The sequence below is a fragment of the Propioniciclava sp. genome (assembly GCF_036744435.1).
GTDB lineage: Bacteria > Actinomycetota > Actinomycetes > Propionibacteriales > Propionibacteriaceae > Propioniciclava.
This window is the reverse complement of sequence record NZ_DAIOIA010000013.1, coordinates 1-14,667: the sequence shown is the minus strand read 5'-3', so window position 1 is coordinate 14,667 and position 14,667 is coordinate 1. Positions and strand designations below refer to the sequence as shown.

The following is a 14,667-nucleotide window of genomic DNA, read 5'->3' as shown; positions in this document are numbered from 1 at the left end:
GCTGGTCGACCTCTCGGGGAGGTCAACAGGCCAATCCCTTGGAGGGGTGTATCTACCGGTCGCGGAGCAATCCCGTTCGGCTCGTCGAATGGCGCGGGATGAGCGTCTCGAAGGCGCCCGTCGGGACCCGGGTGAGGCGGCGCCCGTCGAGCTTGGCCAGGATCAGGTCGGCGATCAGGCGCCCGAGCGCTGCGCCGTCGAGGCGGACGCTGGTCAGCGAAGGAACGAAGAGCGACGCAAGGGGAGAGTCGTCGTGGCCGACGACGGAGAGTTGCTCGGGGATGCGCAGCCCCGCGGTGAGTGCCGCCCCGACGACGAGGGCAGCAATCTCGTCGTTGTAGGCGACGACGCCGGTCACGCCGTCAGCGACCCAATCGGAGACCAGGCTCGCCCTGTCGAGATCGGGGCGATCGACGTCGCACGAGGACAAGCAGACCATCCCGCAGGCAGCCGCGGTGCGGGCGGCGACATCGGCGCGCTGCTGCGCAAGCACGGCCAGGCGTGGGTCGGACGTCGACGCGATCGCGATGCGGCGATGGCCAAGCTCGTGGAGGTGCTCCACCTGGAGCACTGGGCCATGGGTTCCGGCCTGCTCGGCGGTGTCGGCGGATGCCAGGGTGTCGCTTGCGTCGGGGAAGATGGCACGGATCCCGTGCTGACGCATCGATGCCACATCGGACTCGGAGAAGGGTGCGAAGCCGACGACGACATCGGGATCAAGTTGCTGCCACAGTGGCCGCGTCTTTCCCGTGGTGTGTGGGGCCCAGGTGACGAGTGTGTAGCCTCCCTCGTCAAGCACGAGGGTGGCTTCCTCGATGTAGCGTCGCACGCTGTAATCCTGGGGCCAATCCGGTAACACCAGAAGGACCAGGTGTGTGCGCCCGGTCGCCAGTGCCTGCGCGGCGGCCCGGGGCCGGTAGCCGAGCGTGCGCGCGGTCTCGATCACTTTGTCGCGTGTTGTGGCGGAGATGGTCTGGCCGGGAGTGTCGTTGAGGACGTATCCGACGGTGGCACGTGAGACGCCGACCGAGCGTGCCACATCGGCCGCCGTGGCGCGACGGGGGGGCGTCATGGTGCCACCTCTCTGTGTTCGCTAGTGGTTCGACGGTAGCACTTGCGCGCGCAAGTTGCCGTTGGTAGCCTCCCACTTGCGCGCGCAAGTTAGCGGCGATCGCATTCTGAATCGTTTCATGGCGTGCCTGCATTCCACCTGACAAAGGAGTCTCAACGATGAACGCACCCTCCGATCAAGACCCAACGTCCGCCCCCCCGCTGCCGCAACCGGTACCGAGGCCCCCGGTCGTGACAGACAGTCTGCTGAGCGCGGAGGTCGAGGCGCCCGAAACGCAGGTCGGACGCCGCTACATCTGGTTGATGGTTCTGGCGCAGTTCGGCGTGTTCGTGGCCTTCATCACGCCGCTTGCGATCTCACTCGCTATCAAGCTCAGCCAGCTTGCCCCTGGCCGGGACGAGTACCTGGGGTACATCACCGGTGCCGGCGCGCTCGCCGTCATGCTTGCGGGGCCCTTCCTCGGCATCGCGAGCGATCGGACTCGCAGCCGTATCGGTCGTCGGCGGCCGTTCATGATCGGCGGTATGGCTCTCGGGGTCATCTCACTGATCGTGATGGCAACAGCACCCAACGTGATCGTGTTGGGCGCAGGGTGGGTTCTCGCCCAACTCGGGTGGGGGCAGGTGCTCAGCAACCTCCAGATCTCCACCGCAGACCGACTCCCCGAGAGCCAGCGAGGCCGGGTGGCGGGGCTGACGGGGTTCGCCACCCAGATCGCCCCGGTGATCGGGGTCGGGATCGCCGGGATCCTGGCCGCCGACAACCTGTTGCTGTTCCTCGTGCCCGGTGCCGTCGGCGTGGTTCTGGTCTCGCTGTTCGTGCTGTTTGTGCATGAGGACGACTCGCGCGGCATGGAGTTCCCCGAGGACCTGAGTATCCGCACGTTCTTGAGCAAGCTCATCTTCGACCCTCGCCAGTACCCCGATTACGCCTGGAACTGGCTGGGTCGATTCTTCTTCTACTTCGGGCTCACCCTCAACACGACGTTCACCGCATTCTTCTTCGCCTCGCGGCTCGGGGTCTCGGTGACGGAGGTCGCTGGGACGATCGCGATCCTCTCGCTGGGCGGGATCTTCGCGGTCACGCTGGGTGCGCTCGGCGGAGGATTCCTGTCCGACCGGTTGCGCCGCCGGCGCGTCTTCGTCCTTTCGTCGGGTTTGATCTTCGGCGCAGGCGCGGTGGTGATGGCCTTCGCCGGCGACCTCCCCATGCTGGTGGTCGGATCCCTCCTCGGGTCGTTGGGCATCGGCATGTTCTCCGCTATCGACCAGGCACTGCTGCTCGATGTGCTGCCGGAACGCGGCACGGACGCCGGACGCTTCATGAGCATCATCGGTTTCGCCACCTCGATCCCTCAGGCTGTCGCGCCGCTGGTCGCACCCATGTTCCTAGCCCTCGGGGTCAGCGCGGCGGGGGAGAAGAACTATCTGCTGCTTTACCTCATCGCCGCGGCCTGCACCGTGTGTGGCGGCCTCGTCGTTCTCCGCATCCGCTCTGTCCGCTGATCCACTAAGGAGATTCCGCATGACCATCGACCAGCGCAGCCGCTTCGTTTCGCCCAGCACCTCCACAGGCGCACAGGGAGAGCCAGCCGCCTATCTTCGCCGCTCATTCGACGTGGCCGAACTGCCTGACCGGGCGACGCTGCGCATCACCGCGCTGGGCGTCGTCGAGGCTCACCTCAACGGCGCCGTGATTGGCGACGAGGTTCTGGCCCCCGGCTGGACCTCCTACCGACACCGTCTCGTGGTGGGCGAGTATGACGTCACCGGTGACCTCCGCCTCGGCGAGAACGTGCTCGGCGCCATCGTCGGGGAGGGATGGGCGCTCGGCCGTCTTGGGCTGGAGAACAAGCGCAACCACTATGCACAGCGGCCTGCTCTGTACGCAGAACTCGTCCTTGCCTACGGTGACCGCACCGAGGTCATCGCCAGCGACGAGGCCTTCCGTGCGGGAACCGGTGGCGTCCGGGACAACGGCATTTACGATGGCGAGACGTTCGACGCCCGACTCGAGCAGACGGGGTGGGATGCGCCGGGATTCGACGACTCGACCTGGGGAGACGTCGAGATCGTGGACTGGCCGCTCGACGCCCTCACCGATTCGCCCGCCGAGCCGATCCGTCGCGTCGAGGAACTCGCCCCCGTCGGGATCCTCACGACCCCGGCCGGCAAGACTGTCGTGGACTTCGGGCAGAACCTGTCGGGCCGTGTGCGGCTCACAGTGACCGCCCCGGCAGGCACCGTCATCACCCTGCGCCACGCGGAGGTCATGGTTGCCGGCGAGATCGATACTGAGACGCTGCGCGGAGCGAAGGCCACCGACCGCTTCATCGCCGGCGGTGCGGGCCAGGAGGTGTGGGAACCGCGGTTCACCTTCCACGGATTCCGCTACGTCGAGGTGCACGGGTGGCCGGGCGACATCAGCCCCGCGGATGTCCGGGCCGTGGTCACCCACTCCGACATGCGTCGCACGGGCTGGCTGCGCACCTCCGACCCCCTGCTGAACCAACTGCATTCCAATGCCGTCTGGTCGATGCGTGACAACTTCGTTGGTGTCCCCACCGACTGTCCGCAGCGCGATGAGCGCCTGGGATGGACGGGCGACATCAACGCCTTCGCCCCCACGGCGGCGTTCCTCTACGACGTCCGAGGAGTGTTGGGTTCGTGGCTGCGTGACCTCGCGCTCGAGCAGAAGGCAGCGGGCTTCGTGCCCTGGGTTGTGCCCGATGTGCTCTCCACGCCCTCGTCGCCCACCGCGCTGTGGAGTGACGTCGCCGTAAGCCTGCCGTGGGCGCTGTACCGGGAGTACGGCGACGCGGGCATCCTCGCCGAGGCCTACGAGTCGATGACGACCTTCATCCGTCAGGTCGCAGGTCTCCTCGATGAGGACGGACTGTGGAGCACCGGCTTCCAGTACGGCGACTGGCTCGACCCCGCTGCCCCGAACGACAATCCCGCCGGAGGCAAGACCGATCGGCACTTGGTCGCCTCTGCCTACCTCTGCAAGACCACCCGCGAGATGGCCGAGACGGCGAGGCTGCTCGGTCGCGACCAGGACGGCGCCGAGTTCGCCGCCCTCGCCGAGAGAGTGAGCGCGGCGTTTCGCCGCGAGTACGTCACCGAGACCGGTCGCGTCTCTGGTGAGACGGTCACCGGATACGCACTCGCCATCGCGTTCGGCATCCTCGATGAGGATCAACGGTCCCACGCGGGTGACCTGCTCGCGCGCCTCGTCGCGAAGGCCGGCTACCGCATCTCGACGGGCTTCGCCGGCACTCCTCTCGTGACCGACGCGCTCTCCAGCACCGGGCACCTCAACGAGGCGTACCTGCTCCTGATGGAAACGGGATGCCCATCGTTCCTGTATCCCGTCACCATGGGGGCGACCACCATCTGGGAGCGCTGGGACTCGGTGCGTCCGGACGGCACCGTCAACCCCTCGGGCATGACCTCGCTCAACCACTACGCTCTTGGTGCGGTGGTCGACTGGATGCACCGCACCATCGGCGGCCTCACCGCGCTCGAGCCGGGCTACACCCGCATAAGGATCGCCCCGCTGATCGGCGGCGGTCTCACTTCGGCGGAGTTGCGGCACCTCGTGAGCACGGGCGAGGTGTTGGTGTCGTGGGAACTCCAGCAGCAGACCATGACCGTCGCCGTGAAGGTCCCCGATGGCACCGTGGCCGAGGTCCTTCTGCCGCTGCACCCCGACGCCGAGAGGCACGAGATCGGACCAGGTGCCCACCGCTGGACCTACGATGTCCCGGCCGCAGGCGTCAGCAGCTACGGCCTCGACTCCACGCTGAAAGAGATCGCTGAGGATCCCGCCGCCTGGCGTGCGTTCTCCGACGCGTTCGCCATCCACTTCCCCGGGGTGCCTCTCGACGGCTCAGCCCCGGAAGCGGCGTTCATGACGGTCAACACGATGCTCGGATACGTGCCCGGCGCGTCAGACGACCTCCGTGACGACCTCGCCGCTGCCCTCGCCCGCGTTTCCGAAGGAGCCTCCGCATGACCATCGATATCTCGCAGCTGACTCTCGAGCAGAAGGCCTCGCTCCTGTCGGGACGTGACTTCTGGTCGACGAAAGAGATCGCCGAGGCAGGCGTCGCCTCGGTGGTCCTCACCGATGGGCCGCATGGCATCCGTCGCCAAGCTGGCGATGCCGATCACCTCGGCATCCACGACAGCTTGCCGTCGACCTGCTTCCCGCCGGCGGTTGCCATTGGTTCCAGCTGGGACCGCGACCTGGCACGCACCGTGGGTGGCGCGGTCGGCGAGGAGGGCGTCGCCTTTGGCGTCTCCGTCGTGCTCGGACCGGGTGTCAACATCAAGCGCTCCCCGCTGTGTGGTCGCAACTTCGAGTACTACTCGGAGGACCCGCACCTCTCGGGGGTTCTTGGGGCTGCGCACGTGACAGGGCTTCAAGCGGCCGGACCAGGTGCGTCAGTGAAGCACTTCGCGGTCAACAATCAGGAGACCGAGCGCATGCGCGTCAGTGCTGATGTCGACGAGCGCACGCTGCGCGAGGTCTATCTCCCCGCGTTCGAGCGCGTCGTCATCGATGCGGCGCCTTCGACGGTGATGTGCTCGTACAACAAGATCAACGGCGTCTACGCATCGCGCGACCCGTGGCTACTGACCGACGTCCTCCGCGGCGACTGGGGGTTCGGCGGTGCCGTGGTCTCGGATTGGGGGGCCGTCAGCGACCGTGTCGACAGTGTGAGGGCCGGCATGGATCTTGAGATGCCGGGCGGCGACGGCAGCACCGACGCTCAGATCGTCGCGGCGGTGCGTGAGGGCCGACTCGATGAGGCGCTCGTCGACGCGTCCGTCCGCCGCGTGCTGGAGCTCACCATGCTCCCGCATGAGGCGACTGGACAACTCGACGTCGAAGGACACCATGCCGTGGCCCGGCGCGCGGCGGCCGAGTCGATCGTCCTGCTGAAGAACGACGGCGTCCTGCCGTTGCCCACGGGCTCGAGGATCGCCGTCGTCGGGGCGTTCGCCACGCAGCCGCGCTACCAGGGCGGCGGGAGTTCGCACATCAACCCCACGCGCGTCGACGTCGCTCTCGACGAGATCCGCGCGCTTGCACATGCCCAGGGCTCGACGGTCATCGCGGAGCCCGGTTTCTCACTCGACGCCGACGAAGACCCCGCTTGGGGGGCGGCAGCAGTCTCGGCCGCGGGCGCCGCTGATGTCGCAGTCGTGTTCGCCGGGCTCAGCGATCGCGAGGAGTCCGAGGGCTTTGACCGCACCACCTTGACCCTGCCGGACGCGCAGGTCGAGTTGATCCGAGCGGTTGCCGCCACCGGGACGCCCACCGTTGTGGTGCTCTCGAACGGCGGTGTCGTCTCGCTCGAGGGATGGCATGACGAGGTTGCCGGGATTGTCGAGGCCTGGTTGCTCGGCCAGGCGGGCGGTGGTGCGATCGCCGACGTGCTGTTCGGTGTGGTGAACCCTTCGGGACACCTTGCCGAGACGATCCCCCTCCGCCTCGAAGACAATCCGAGTTGGCTGAGTTTCCCGGGCGAGCAGGGCCACGTCCGCTACAGCGAGGGGATCTTCGTCGGCTACCGGTACTACTCGACCGCCGGAGTGGCGGTGCGGTACCCCTTCGGTCACGGACTGTCCTACACAACATTCGGCACGGATGGCATGGAAGCCGTGGTGACGGGTGACGACACCGTCACGGTGACCGCGACGGTGTCGAACCGCGGTGAGGTGGCAGGCAAGCACGTCGTGCAGGTCTACGTGGCGACGACTGCTGGCCCCGTCCGCCGACCCCTGCGCGAACTCCGCGCGTTCGAGAAGGTCGCCCTCGAGCCGGGCGAGTCGCGTCAGGTCGAACTACGCATGGATCGTCGAGCGTTCGCCTACTGGGACATCGAGCAGGGCGGATGGGTCGTCGCCGCAGGCGAATACACGGTGCAGGTGTGTGCCGACGCGTCCACCGTCCTCGCGGAGCAGACGGTCACACTCGTGGGCGACTCGCTTGTCCGCGAACTCACGATGGAGTCCACGGTCGGCGACTGGTTTGGTCACCCGGTCGTCGGCCCCGCGCTGATGGCCGGCCTCGCGTCAGCCATGACCCCAGAGCAGGCGTTGCAGGCGGAGCAGAACCCTGACGGCCTGAAGATGGTCGAGTCCATGCCGATGCAGCAGTTCCTCGTGTTCACCAACGGAGCCATCCCCGTTGAGGTGCTGGAGCAACTGCTCGAGTTGAGCAAGACGCCGGCACCGGTGGTGTGATGGTGGCGACGACCTTCGAGCGTACCGTCCTGCTCACCGGAGCGACCGGCAACTGGGGACGCGCCACCTTGCGCCAGTTCCGGGAGCGCCCCGACATCCGCGTGCGCGCCTTCGCGCTGCCCTCCCGCTCCGACGACGCCGTGCTCGCCGAGTTTGCGGGGATGCCGAACCTTGAGGTGGTCCGCGGTGATCTCACCTCCTTCGGCGATGTGGCAGCGGCGATCGCCGGGGTCGACGTCGTGCTGCACGTCGGAGCCGTCGTCTCACCGTTCGCTGACGAGCGGCCCGACTTGGCGCGCCGGGTGAACATCGGGTCGATGCAGAACATCATCCGCGCGGTGCGGGAACTGCCCGCACCGGGGAACGTCGCGGTGATCGGCATCGGTTCGGTTGCTGAGACCGGAGACCGGCAGGAACCCGTGCACTGGGGGCGTGTGGGCGACCCGCTGCGGGTGTCGCAGTTTGACGAGTACGGCCAGACGAAGATCGTCGCCGAGCGGTTGCTCATTGAGTCGAACCTGCCAAAGTGGGCCTGGCTGCGCCAAACCGGCATCTTTCACCCGGGCATGCTCGAGATCCGCGACCCCATCATGACTCACTCGCCGTTCACGGGCGTCATGGAGTGGGTCACGGCCGATGACTCCGCTCGGCTGCTCGTGGGAGTGGCGTCCGCCGACGCCCCTGACGAGTTCTGGGGTGGTGTCTACAACATCGGCGGTGGCGAGCAGTGGCGGCTGACGAACTGGCAGTTGCAGACGATGCTGGGGGGTGCGATGGGGGTGCGCGATATCCGCGACTGGTACGACCGCCACTGGTTCGCGCTGAAGAACTTCCACGGCCAGTGGTACTCCGACAGCGACCGCCTTGCCGATCTCATCCCCTTCCGCCGAGACAGTGTCACGGATGCCCTGGAGCGGGCGATCGAGGTGGCACCGTCATCGGTGCTCTCGGCCGGAAAGGTGCCGGGTTGGGTGGTGAAGAACCTCGTCATGCGTCCGCTTACGCGAAGGCCGTGCGGCACGATGGCGGCCGTGCGCGACCATCGTGACGACGAGATCTCGGCGTACTTCGGTTCGTGGGAGGCCTGGAAGGCGATTGGTGACTGGAGATCGTTCACCGTTCCGGAGCCCTCGCGGATGCCGCGGCTGCTCGATCACGGCTACGACGAGACGAAGGACCCGTTGGAGTGGACGGCTGACGATCTCGGCGGCGCCGCTGACTTCCGCGGTGGTGAGCTGCTCAGCACGGCGGTGGGCACGCCGGGCACGCCCCTCGTCTGGCGATGCGCCTTCGGGCACGTCTTCGCGGGAAGCCCGCGCCTGGTCCTCACCGCGGGGCACTGGTGCCCCGACTGCGTGCGTGACGCTGCGGGGTACGCCCTCCAAGCCGAGACCAACCAACACCTCGCGCAGATCGAGACGCCGGGGGCGGTCGTTGGTGCACCCTGAGGGGCGCCGCAGCCCATCGGCCAGGCCCGTGCGTCCGGTGGCCTCGTCGAACGAGCGTGACGGGCTGGCGCGATCAGCGCGCAAGAGCGTGAAACGAGCCTGCCGAGAGTCATTGTTAAGGTAGGTTAACTCTCATGACGGCCGAGTCTTCCACCCGTAGCGCTTCTGCATCCGCGGCGACCCCGCCCAAGCGCCGCGTGCGGACCTGGTTGTGGGGGCCCGCGTTCGTGGCGGCCATCGCCTACGTCGACCCGGGCAACGTGGCCGCCAACCTGACCGCCGGGGCCCGGTTCGGGTACCTGCTGGTGTGGGTGCTCGTCGGGGCGAACGTCATGGCGTTGCTGGTGCAGTACCTGTCGGCCAAGACCGGGCTGGTCACCGGCCGGAGTCTCCCCGAACTGCTGGGGGGCCGGCTGCGGCGCGGGCCGCGGATCGCGTTCTGGCTGCAGGCCGAACTGGTGGCCGCCGCCACCGATCTCGCCGAGGTCATCGGCGGGGCGATCGCGCTCCACATCCTGTTCGGCATCCCGCTGCTGTGGGGCGGCGTGATCGTCGGGGTGGTGTCGATGCTGCTGCTGTCGGTGCAGTCGCGGCACGGGCAGCGACCCTTCGAGTTCGTCGTGATGGGGCTGCTGCTGATCATCACGATCGGGTTCATGGCCGGGCTGTTCGTCAGCGACGTGTCCTGGGGCTCCGCAGCTGAGGGGCTGCTGCCGCGCTTCCAGGGCAGCGAGTCCGTCCTGCTGGCGGCCAGCATGCTCGGCGCCACCGTCATGCCTCACGCCATCTACGTCCACTCCGCGCTCGCCCGCGACCGCCACGGACACCAGCCCGACGAACTGCCGCGGCTGCTCAGCGCCACCCGTTGGGACGTCACCGCGTCCATGATCGTGGCGGGCGCGGTCAACATCGCCATGCTGTTGCTGGCCGCGGCCAGCCTGCAAGAAGCGACCGGCACCGACTCCATCGAGGGCGCGCACGCCGCCATCAGCTCCACGCTCGGGCCGCTGGTCGGGACGCTGTTCGCTATCGGGCTGCTCGCCTCCGGTCTCGCCTCCACCTCGGTGGGCTGCTACGCGGGCGCCACCATCATGTCGGGGCTGCTGAAGGTACGCGTCCCCATGCTGGCCCGCCGCGCCATCACCCTCATCCCGGCGCTCGTCATCCTCGCCACCGACGTCAACCCCACCTGGGCGCTCGTCATCAGCCAGGTCGTGCTCAGCCTCGGCATCCCGTTCGCCCTCGCCCCGCTGGTCAAGCTCAGCGGCGACCGTGCCCTCATGGGCCGCTACACCAACAAGCCCGCGCTGCAGATCGTCGCCTGGATCGTCGTCGCTCTCATCGTGGCCCTCAACGTTGCACTGATCGTGCTGACGCTGGGAGGCTTTGCTTGATGGACGCCGACGCTCTCTCCCCGGTCGCACAGGACTACCTCAAGGTGATCTGGTCGGCCGTCGAGTGGGGCGACCCGCCCATCACCACCACCGGTCTCGCAGAACGCTTCGGCACCAGCCGGGCCAACGTGTCCGACGTCATGCGCCGCCTCCAGGCCCAGGGCCTCGTCGACTACCAGCCCTATCATCCCGTCACCCTCACCCCGCTCGGGGAGACCCTCGCTCTGGCCATGGTCCGGCGCCACCGGCTCATCGAGTGCTTCCTCGCCGAGGTGCTGCATTACAGCTGGGAGGAGGTCCACGACGACGCCGAACGCCTCGAACACGCCGCCTCTCCGCGCTTCCTCGACAGCATCGACGCGCTGCTGGGGCATCCCACGACCGACCCCCACGGCGACCCCATCCCCACCGCCGACGGCCGCTGGTCGCTCCCCGCAGGCGTGGTGTCCCTCGCCGCCGCGGAGCCGGGCAGCCACCGGGTCGTTCGGGTTTCCGACGCCGACTCCGACGTCTTGGCGCGGCTGCAGGGCATCGGGGTCCGACCCGGGGCAGTGGTTCGCGTCCGGACGCAGCCGCCGCGCTACGTCGGCGCGGCAGGCGAAGCCCTCGGACTGACCCCCGCCGAGGCGGAGACGATCCGCGTCCGCGGCGTCCTCGCCTGACCGTCGTCCCCGGCACGCCAACGCCGGTGCGGCCGGATTCGCCGCGAGATGGCGGGCGCCAGTTTGCGAGGAATGGACGTGGCCCGGGACTGCGCAGCCCCATACTTTGTGACATGCAGAAGCTGCGCGCGGGGCTTGAGCTCGTCGTGGTCTTGATCTTCCCGATCGTCGTCCTCGCCGTCCTCCTGGGCGTCGTCCTCGCCGTCGTGCTCGCGGCGTCCGTGCACGGCGCACTGGGAAGGATCGTGGCGCAACTGCTCTTCATCCCTGTGGTGGTCGGCGTCATCGCCGCCGTCCGGCAAGCGCTCCGGGCGAGGATGGAACCCACCGCGGGACCAGCGCTGACCCGGGAGGCGGACCCTGAGCTGTGGGCCGTCGTGGACGACCTCGCCCAGCAGGCCGCCACCGCCACACCGGACCGCATCGTCCTGGTATCCGACGCCAACGCGGAGGTCCTGCAAGCCGCAGGCCGCCGGGAGTTGCTGATCGGCCTTCCCGTGTTTGCCGCACTGACGGTGGGTGAACTCCGCGCCGTCCTGGCCCACGAGATGGGGCACTTCGCCGGAGGCGAGGCAGCCGCCAACGTGCGGACCCTGCGCGCACGCACCTTCGTGAAGACGATGCGCGACAACAGCAGCATTCTCATCCGCTGGTTCTTCTCCCTCTACTACCGAGTCGCGGTGTGGTGCACCGCGGCCACCAGCCGCGACCTGGAGCGTCGCGCCGACGGCTACTCGGCTCGGGCTGCGGGACCCCAGGCGGCGGCCGACGCGGCACGCGCCATGACGGCGACGTCCCTCGTGTGGGACGTCGTCGTGGAGGAGCGGGTCTCGTTGTTCGAGGACGCAGGCCGCCGCGCCCCCCTCTATGAAGCCGTCCGGCACACGTTGGACGCCAAAGCCGAGGACGTGGGGCGCGCGGTGACCGAACTCCTCGCCGAGGAGCGGCCCCGGTGGGACAGCACCCATCCGCGGACGGCCGACCGGATCGCCGCCTTCGAGGCGATGCCCGCCAGCGACGTCCCCCGGGACGACCGCCCTGCCCTCGCCCTGATCGGCGGGCCGGGCGTGCGGCTCCACCGCTTGGAAGGGGAACTGCTGCGTGCAGCATGGCCCCTGGCCACGTGGGACGAGGTCGTCGCCGCCAGCCTGCCCGCACTCGGGGACCGCAGCGACCGCCTGCTGCTCGCGCTCCACGAGGATGGGGCCCTGCCCGAACCACCGTCTCGGCGGTGCTCCTCGCCGTCTCGGACGAACCCGAGGCGCTGGGGCTGTACCTGGTCGATCCTGGCGACGAGGCATCCGCCCGCGAAGCCGCGCACGCGGCCCTGGCGGTCTTCGCCGAAGGAACGCTGTCGCGGGTGCCCGGATCCCGCCTCGTCCTGGACGCGGCGCAGGACATCACCCTGGTGGACGCGGATGGGAGCCCCTACCCGGTCGGCGAACTCGCCGAGGACCCGATCCGGCTTGGTGACCTGCTCCTGGCGTCCGGCGTGCCGCTGGATCGCCCCGTGAGCCCGAGCGACCTGCGCCGCCCCGCCCGGGAACCCGCCGTGCTGGCCGGTATCCCCACCGTCACCGTGAAGGCGCTCGGCCGTGCGCCCTTCGACCTTCTCATCTGCGACGACGGCCTGCTCCTGGTTCCGCTGACGGAGTCCCGGGTCAGCCTCGCCCTCGGTGGCGACACCGGCCAGGCCCGACACCTCAGGGTCCACGAGGAAGCCGAACGGCTCGCCGACCTGCGGGCCGACCCGACCGCCACCTGGATCCCGCAGGAGCGCATCGTCACAGCACGACTGGCCCTCACCGGGGGACGGCTCACCCTCACCCTGGTCGACGGAGCCGAACTCCGCATCCACTCACGCGACCCCATGAGCGAAATCCCCGTGTGGGCCGAGCATGCGTTGCCGACGCTGCTGGGCGATCGCCTCATCGTCGGCCGCGTCACGACAGCCCAGCCCGCCTGACGCGACCCCCTGCTGCCACGCCCCAGGGCCGCTCCGCGTCGCCGGCACCCAGCCGAGTCAGGTGGTCTCCCGGAGCATCAGCGCGCCGGCCAGCAGGACCCGCGTCTCGGGGACGACCCCGTCGGGGGCCGTCGTGAGCAGCGACACGGCCTCGATCATCGCCTCCGTGCCGCGCAGCCGGATCGTCGACAGCCGCGGGTTGGTCTGGATCGGCAAGGCGTCGTCGCAGCCGAGCAGGTAGCCGTCGCGGGGAATCGCCACCCCGCGGTCGGCCAGCCCATCGAGGATGCCGCAGGCGATCACATCGTCGAACGCGATGATGGCGCTGGCGCCGAACGGTCCCGCCGCGGCCATGGCCCGCGCCTCGTGGTAGCTGCCGGACTCGTCGCGCCGGTACTGCGTCGGCAGGCCGAGCTCGCCCGCGACCCGCTCCAGGGTGGAGCGGCGCTCGAACTCCGACCAGGACCGATGCGGTCCGCCGACGTAGCAGAGCTTCCGCGCGCCGCGTCCGGCGAGGTGCCGGACGCCCTCGGCCAGGGCGTCCGCGGAGGACACCAGCACCCGGGCGATGCCGTCGGTGTCGTTGTTCACCAGCACCAGCCGGGTCGACTGGGCGACGCGGCGCAACTCTTCGGGGGTGAGCCGCGAGGACGCGATGATCAGCCCCTCGCAGTGGGGCGCCAGGGAGGCGATGTGGGCTCGCTCGCGCCCGGGCAGCGAGTTGCTCTCGGCGACCATCACGTTGAGGCCGCGCTCCTCGGCGGCCCGCTGCGATGCCCGAACCAGCGGCGGGAAGAACGGGTTGGTGATGTCGGGAACGATCAGCCCGAGCATCCCTGTCTTGCCGGTCACGAGTGCGCGGGCGTGCTGGTTGGGCACGTACCCCATCTGCTCGGCGACCGCGGTGACGCGCGCCACCGTCGCCTCCCTGAGCAGGTGGGGCGCGTTGAACGCCCGCGACACCGTGGACGCCGACACCCCGACGGCGCGGGCCACCTCCTGGATGGTCGACCGTCCGGGCATCGGATCACACCCCCAGCAGGCGCAGGGCCGCCGCTGTGAGGCTTTCGGCGGACCCGCGCGCGAACGGGCCCGGCATGGCGTAGTACATGCAGGCATCCTCCACCTCGTACCCGCCCTCGGGATAGGCCTCCCGGGTCGGGAGGTAACCCGGGACGCCGTCGCTGTAGGCGGTGACCATCACGCGCGGGCGCGCCGCGGCGATGCTCTCGGCGATGGCGAGGAACGGTTCCCCCGGCACGGTCACCAGCGCGGCCCCGCCCACGTCGAGCAGCCCGACCCGGCCCGCCCACGGGCTCGCCTGGTCGGCGGGGCGTCGGTGCCGCGCCCAGTCGATCCAGATGTCGAGCACCGCGCGGTAGCCGTCGTCGGCGGAGGTCCGCGCCGCCAGCCACTCCTCGGCGCGGGCACCCAGGCTCGCGGCGTCCACCGGGGCGTAGTCCAGCGCGACCTCCACGGCGGCGAAGCGGGCGGTGGCCGTCTCCAGGTCCTCCCAGGAGGCCGACGCCAGCGCGGAGGCCAGGCGTCCGCCCAGTTCGGCGGCCCGCGCGAACGTCCGTCCCGAGGCTGCCGCGGAACTGAAGGACGCCGCGGCCGCGTGGCCGGTGTTGACGTCCCCCGCCGCGCCGGTCAGGAACAGGCACGGCGCCCCGGTCGCCTCCTCGACGCCTACCCGCAGCGGATGCACGTAGTCGGCGCTGACCAGGGTGTTCGTCGCGTCCAGGACGACTGGGTGGCACGGATAGCTCACCAGGGTCGCGATCGCCTCCTTGTCGGCGCCGGTGAACCGCAGCGCCGTCAGTGGCGGGTCGATGGCCCGCTCGGGGTGACGACGGTCCTTCGCGACG

Annotated in this window: 10 protein-coding genes and 1 pseudogene; 8 read left to right on the top strand and 3 right to left on the bottom strand. The window is 69.4% G+C overall.

Translation table 11 applies throughout. From position 1 onward, the window contains the following. Positions 1-52: 52 nt before the first annotated feature. Positions 53-1,072, bottom strand: a complete 1,020-nt coding sequence (locus tag V7E09_RS03105; RefSeq protein WP_324510731.1) for a LacI family DNA-binding transcriptional regulator — start codon at positions 1,070-1,072, stop codon at positions 53-55. Positions 1,073-1,302: 230 nt separating this feature from the next. Here V7E09_RS03105 and V7E09_RS03100 point away from each other — a divergent pair, with 230 nt between their 5' ends. From V7E09_RS03100 to V7E09_RS03065, 8 genes are all read left to right on the top strand, one after another. Next, positions 1,303-2,577, top strand: coding sequence for an MFS transporter (locus V7E09_RS03100; RefSeq protein ID WP_324510730.1), 1,275 nt, complete (start codon positions 1,303-1,305; stop codon positions 2,575-2,577). A 19-nt stretch (positions 2,578-2,596) separates the two neighbouring features. Further along, positions 2,597-5,089, top strand: a complete 2,493-nt coding sequence (locus tag V7E09_RS03095) for an alpha-L-rhamnosidase (protein WP_324510729.1) — start codon at positions 2,597-2,599, stop codon at positions 5,087-5,089. Next, complete coding sequence (locus tag V7E09_RS03090; protein WP_324523005.1) at positions 5,086-7,329, top strand: glycoside hydrolase family 3 C-terminal domain-containing protein; 2,244 nt, start codon at positions 5,086-5,088, stop codon at positions 7,327-7,329. The genes V7E09_RS03095 and V7E09_RS03090 overlap by 4 nt, the downstream gene beginning before the upstream one ends. Beyond that, a complete protein-coding gene (locus V7E09_RS03085; protein ID WP_324510727.1) occupies positions 7,329-8,777 on the top strand; it encodes an NAD-dependent epimerase/dehydratase family protein in 1,449 nt (482 codons plus the stop codon). Before V7E09_RS03090 ends, V7E09_RS03085 begins: the two co-directional genes overlap by 1 nt. 134 nt (positions 8,778-8,911) lie before the next feature. Beyond that, on the top strand, positions 8,912-10,171 hold the full coding sequence (locus V7E09_RS03080; RefSeq protein ID WP_324510726.1) for an Nramp family divalent metal transporter: 1,260 nt from the start codon (positions 8,912-8,914) through the stop codon (positions 10,169-10,171). Continuing rightward, positions 10,171-10,833, top strand: coding sequence for a metal-dependent transcriptional regulator (locus V7E09_RS03075; protein WP_324510725.1), 663 nt, complete (start codon positions 10,171-10,173; stop codon positions 10,831-10,833). The genes V7E09_RS03080 and V7E09_RS03075 overlap by 1 nt, the downstream gene beginning before the upstream one ends. A gap of 113 nt (positions 10,834-10,946) precedes the next feature. Continuing rightward, positions 10,947-12,347 carry a M48 family metallopeptidase gene (locus V7E09_RS03070; protein WP_324523004.1) on the top strand — a complete coding sequence of 467 codons (1,401 nt, stop codon included), beginning with the start codon at positions 10,947-10,949 and terminating at the stop codon, positions 12,345-12,347. Further along, positions 12,344-12,799: a hypothetical protein gene (locus V7E09_RS03065; protein WP_324510723.1), complete on the top strand. Its 456-nt coding sequence runs from the start codon at positions 12,344-12,346 to the stop codon at positions 12,797-12,799. The genes V7E09_RS03070 and V7E09_RS03065 overlap by 4 nt, the downstream gene beginning before the upstream one ends. Before the next feature lie 57 nt (positions 12,800-12,856). On the opposite strand, the gene V7E09_RS03060 is transcribed toward V7E09_RS03065, so the two are convergent. Further along, positions 12,857-13,822 carry a LacI family DNA-binding transcriptional regulator gene (locus V7E09_RS03060; RefSeq protein WP_324510722.1) on the bottom strand — a complete coding sequence of 322 codons (966 nt, stop codon included), beginning with the start codon at positions 13,820-13,822 and terminating at the stop codon, positions 12,857-12,859. A gap of 4 nt (positions 13,823-13,826) precedes the next feature. Next, positions 13,827-14,667: pseudogene (locus V7E09_RS03055) on the bottom strand (hypothetical protein); the annotation flags it as partial.

What these genes read in the sequence shown, in the direction of transcription:
- V7E09_RS03105 (WP_324510731.1), bottom strand. Translation starts at nt 1,072, where the DNA reads ATGACGCCCCCCCGTCGCGCCACGGCGGCCGATGTGGCACGCTCGGTC.
- V7E09_RS03095 (WP_324510729.1), top strand. Translation starts at nt 2,597, where the DNA reads ATGACCATCGACCAGCGCAGCCGCTTCGTTTCGCCCAGCACCTCCACA.
- V7E09_RS03090 (WP_324523005.1), top strand. Translation starts at nt 5,086, where the DNA reads ATGACCATCGATATCTCGCAGCTGACTCTCGAGCAGAAGGCCTCGCTC.
- V7E09_RS03085 (WP_324510727.1), top strand. Translation starts at nt 7,329, where the DNA reads ATGGTGGCGACGACCTTCGAGCGTACCGTCCTGCTCACCGGAGCGACC.
- V7E09_RS03080 (WP_324510726.1), top strand. Translation starts at nt 8,912, where the DNA reads ATGACGGCCGAGTCTTCCACCCGTAGCGCTTCTGCATCCGCGGCGACC.
- V7E09_RS03075 (WP_324510725.1), top strand. Translation starts at nt 10,171, where the DNA reads ATGGACGCCGACGCTCTCTCCCCGGTCGCACAGGACTACCTCAAGGTG.
- V7E09_RS03070 (WP_324523004.1), top strand. Translation starts at nt 10,947, where the DNA reads ATGCAGAAGCTGCGCGCGGGGCTTGAGCTCGTCGTGGTCTTGATCTTC.
- V7E09_RS03060 (WP_324510722.1), bottom strand. Translation starts at nt 13,822, where the DNA reads ATGCCCGGACGGTCGACCATCCAGGAGGTGGCCCGCGCCGTCGGGGTG.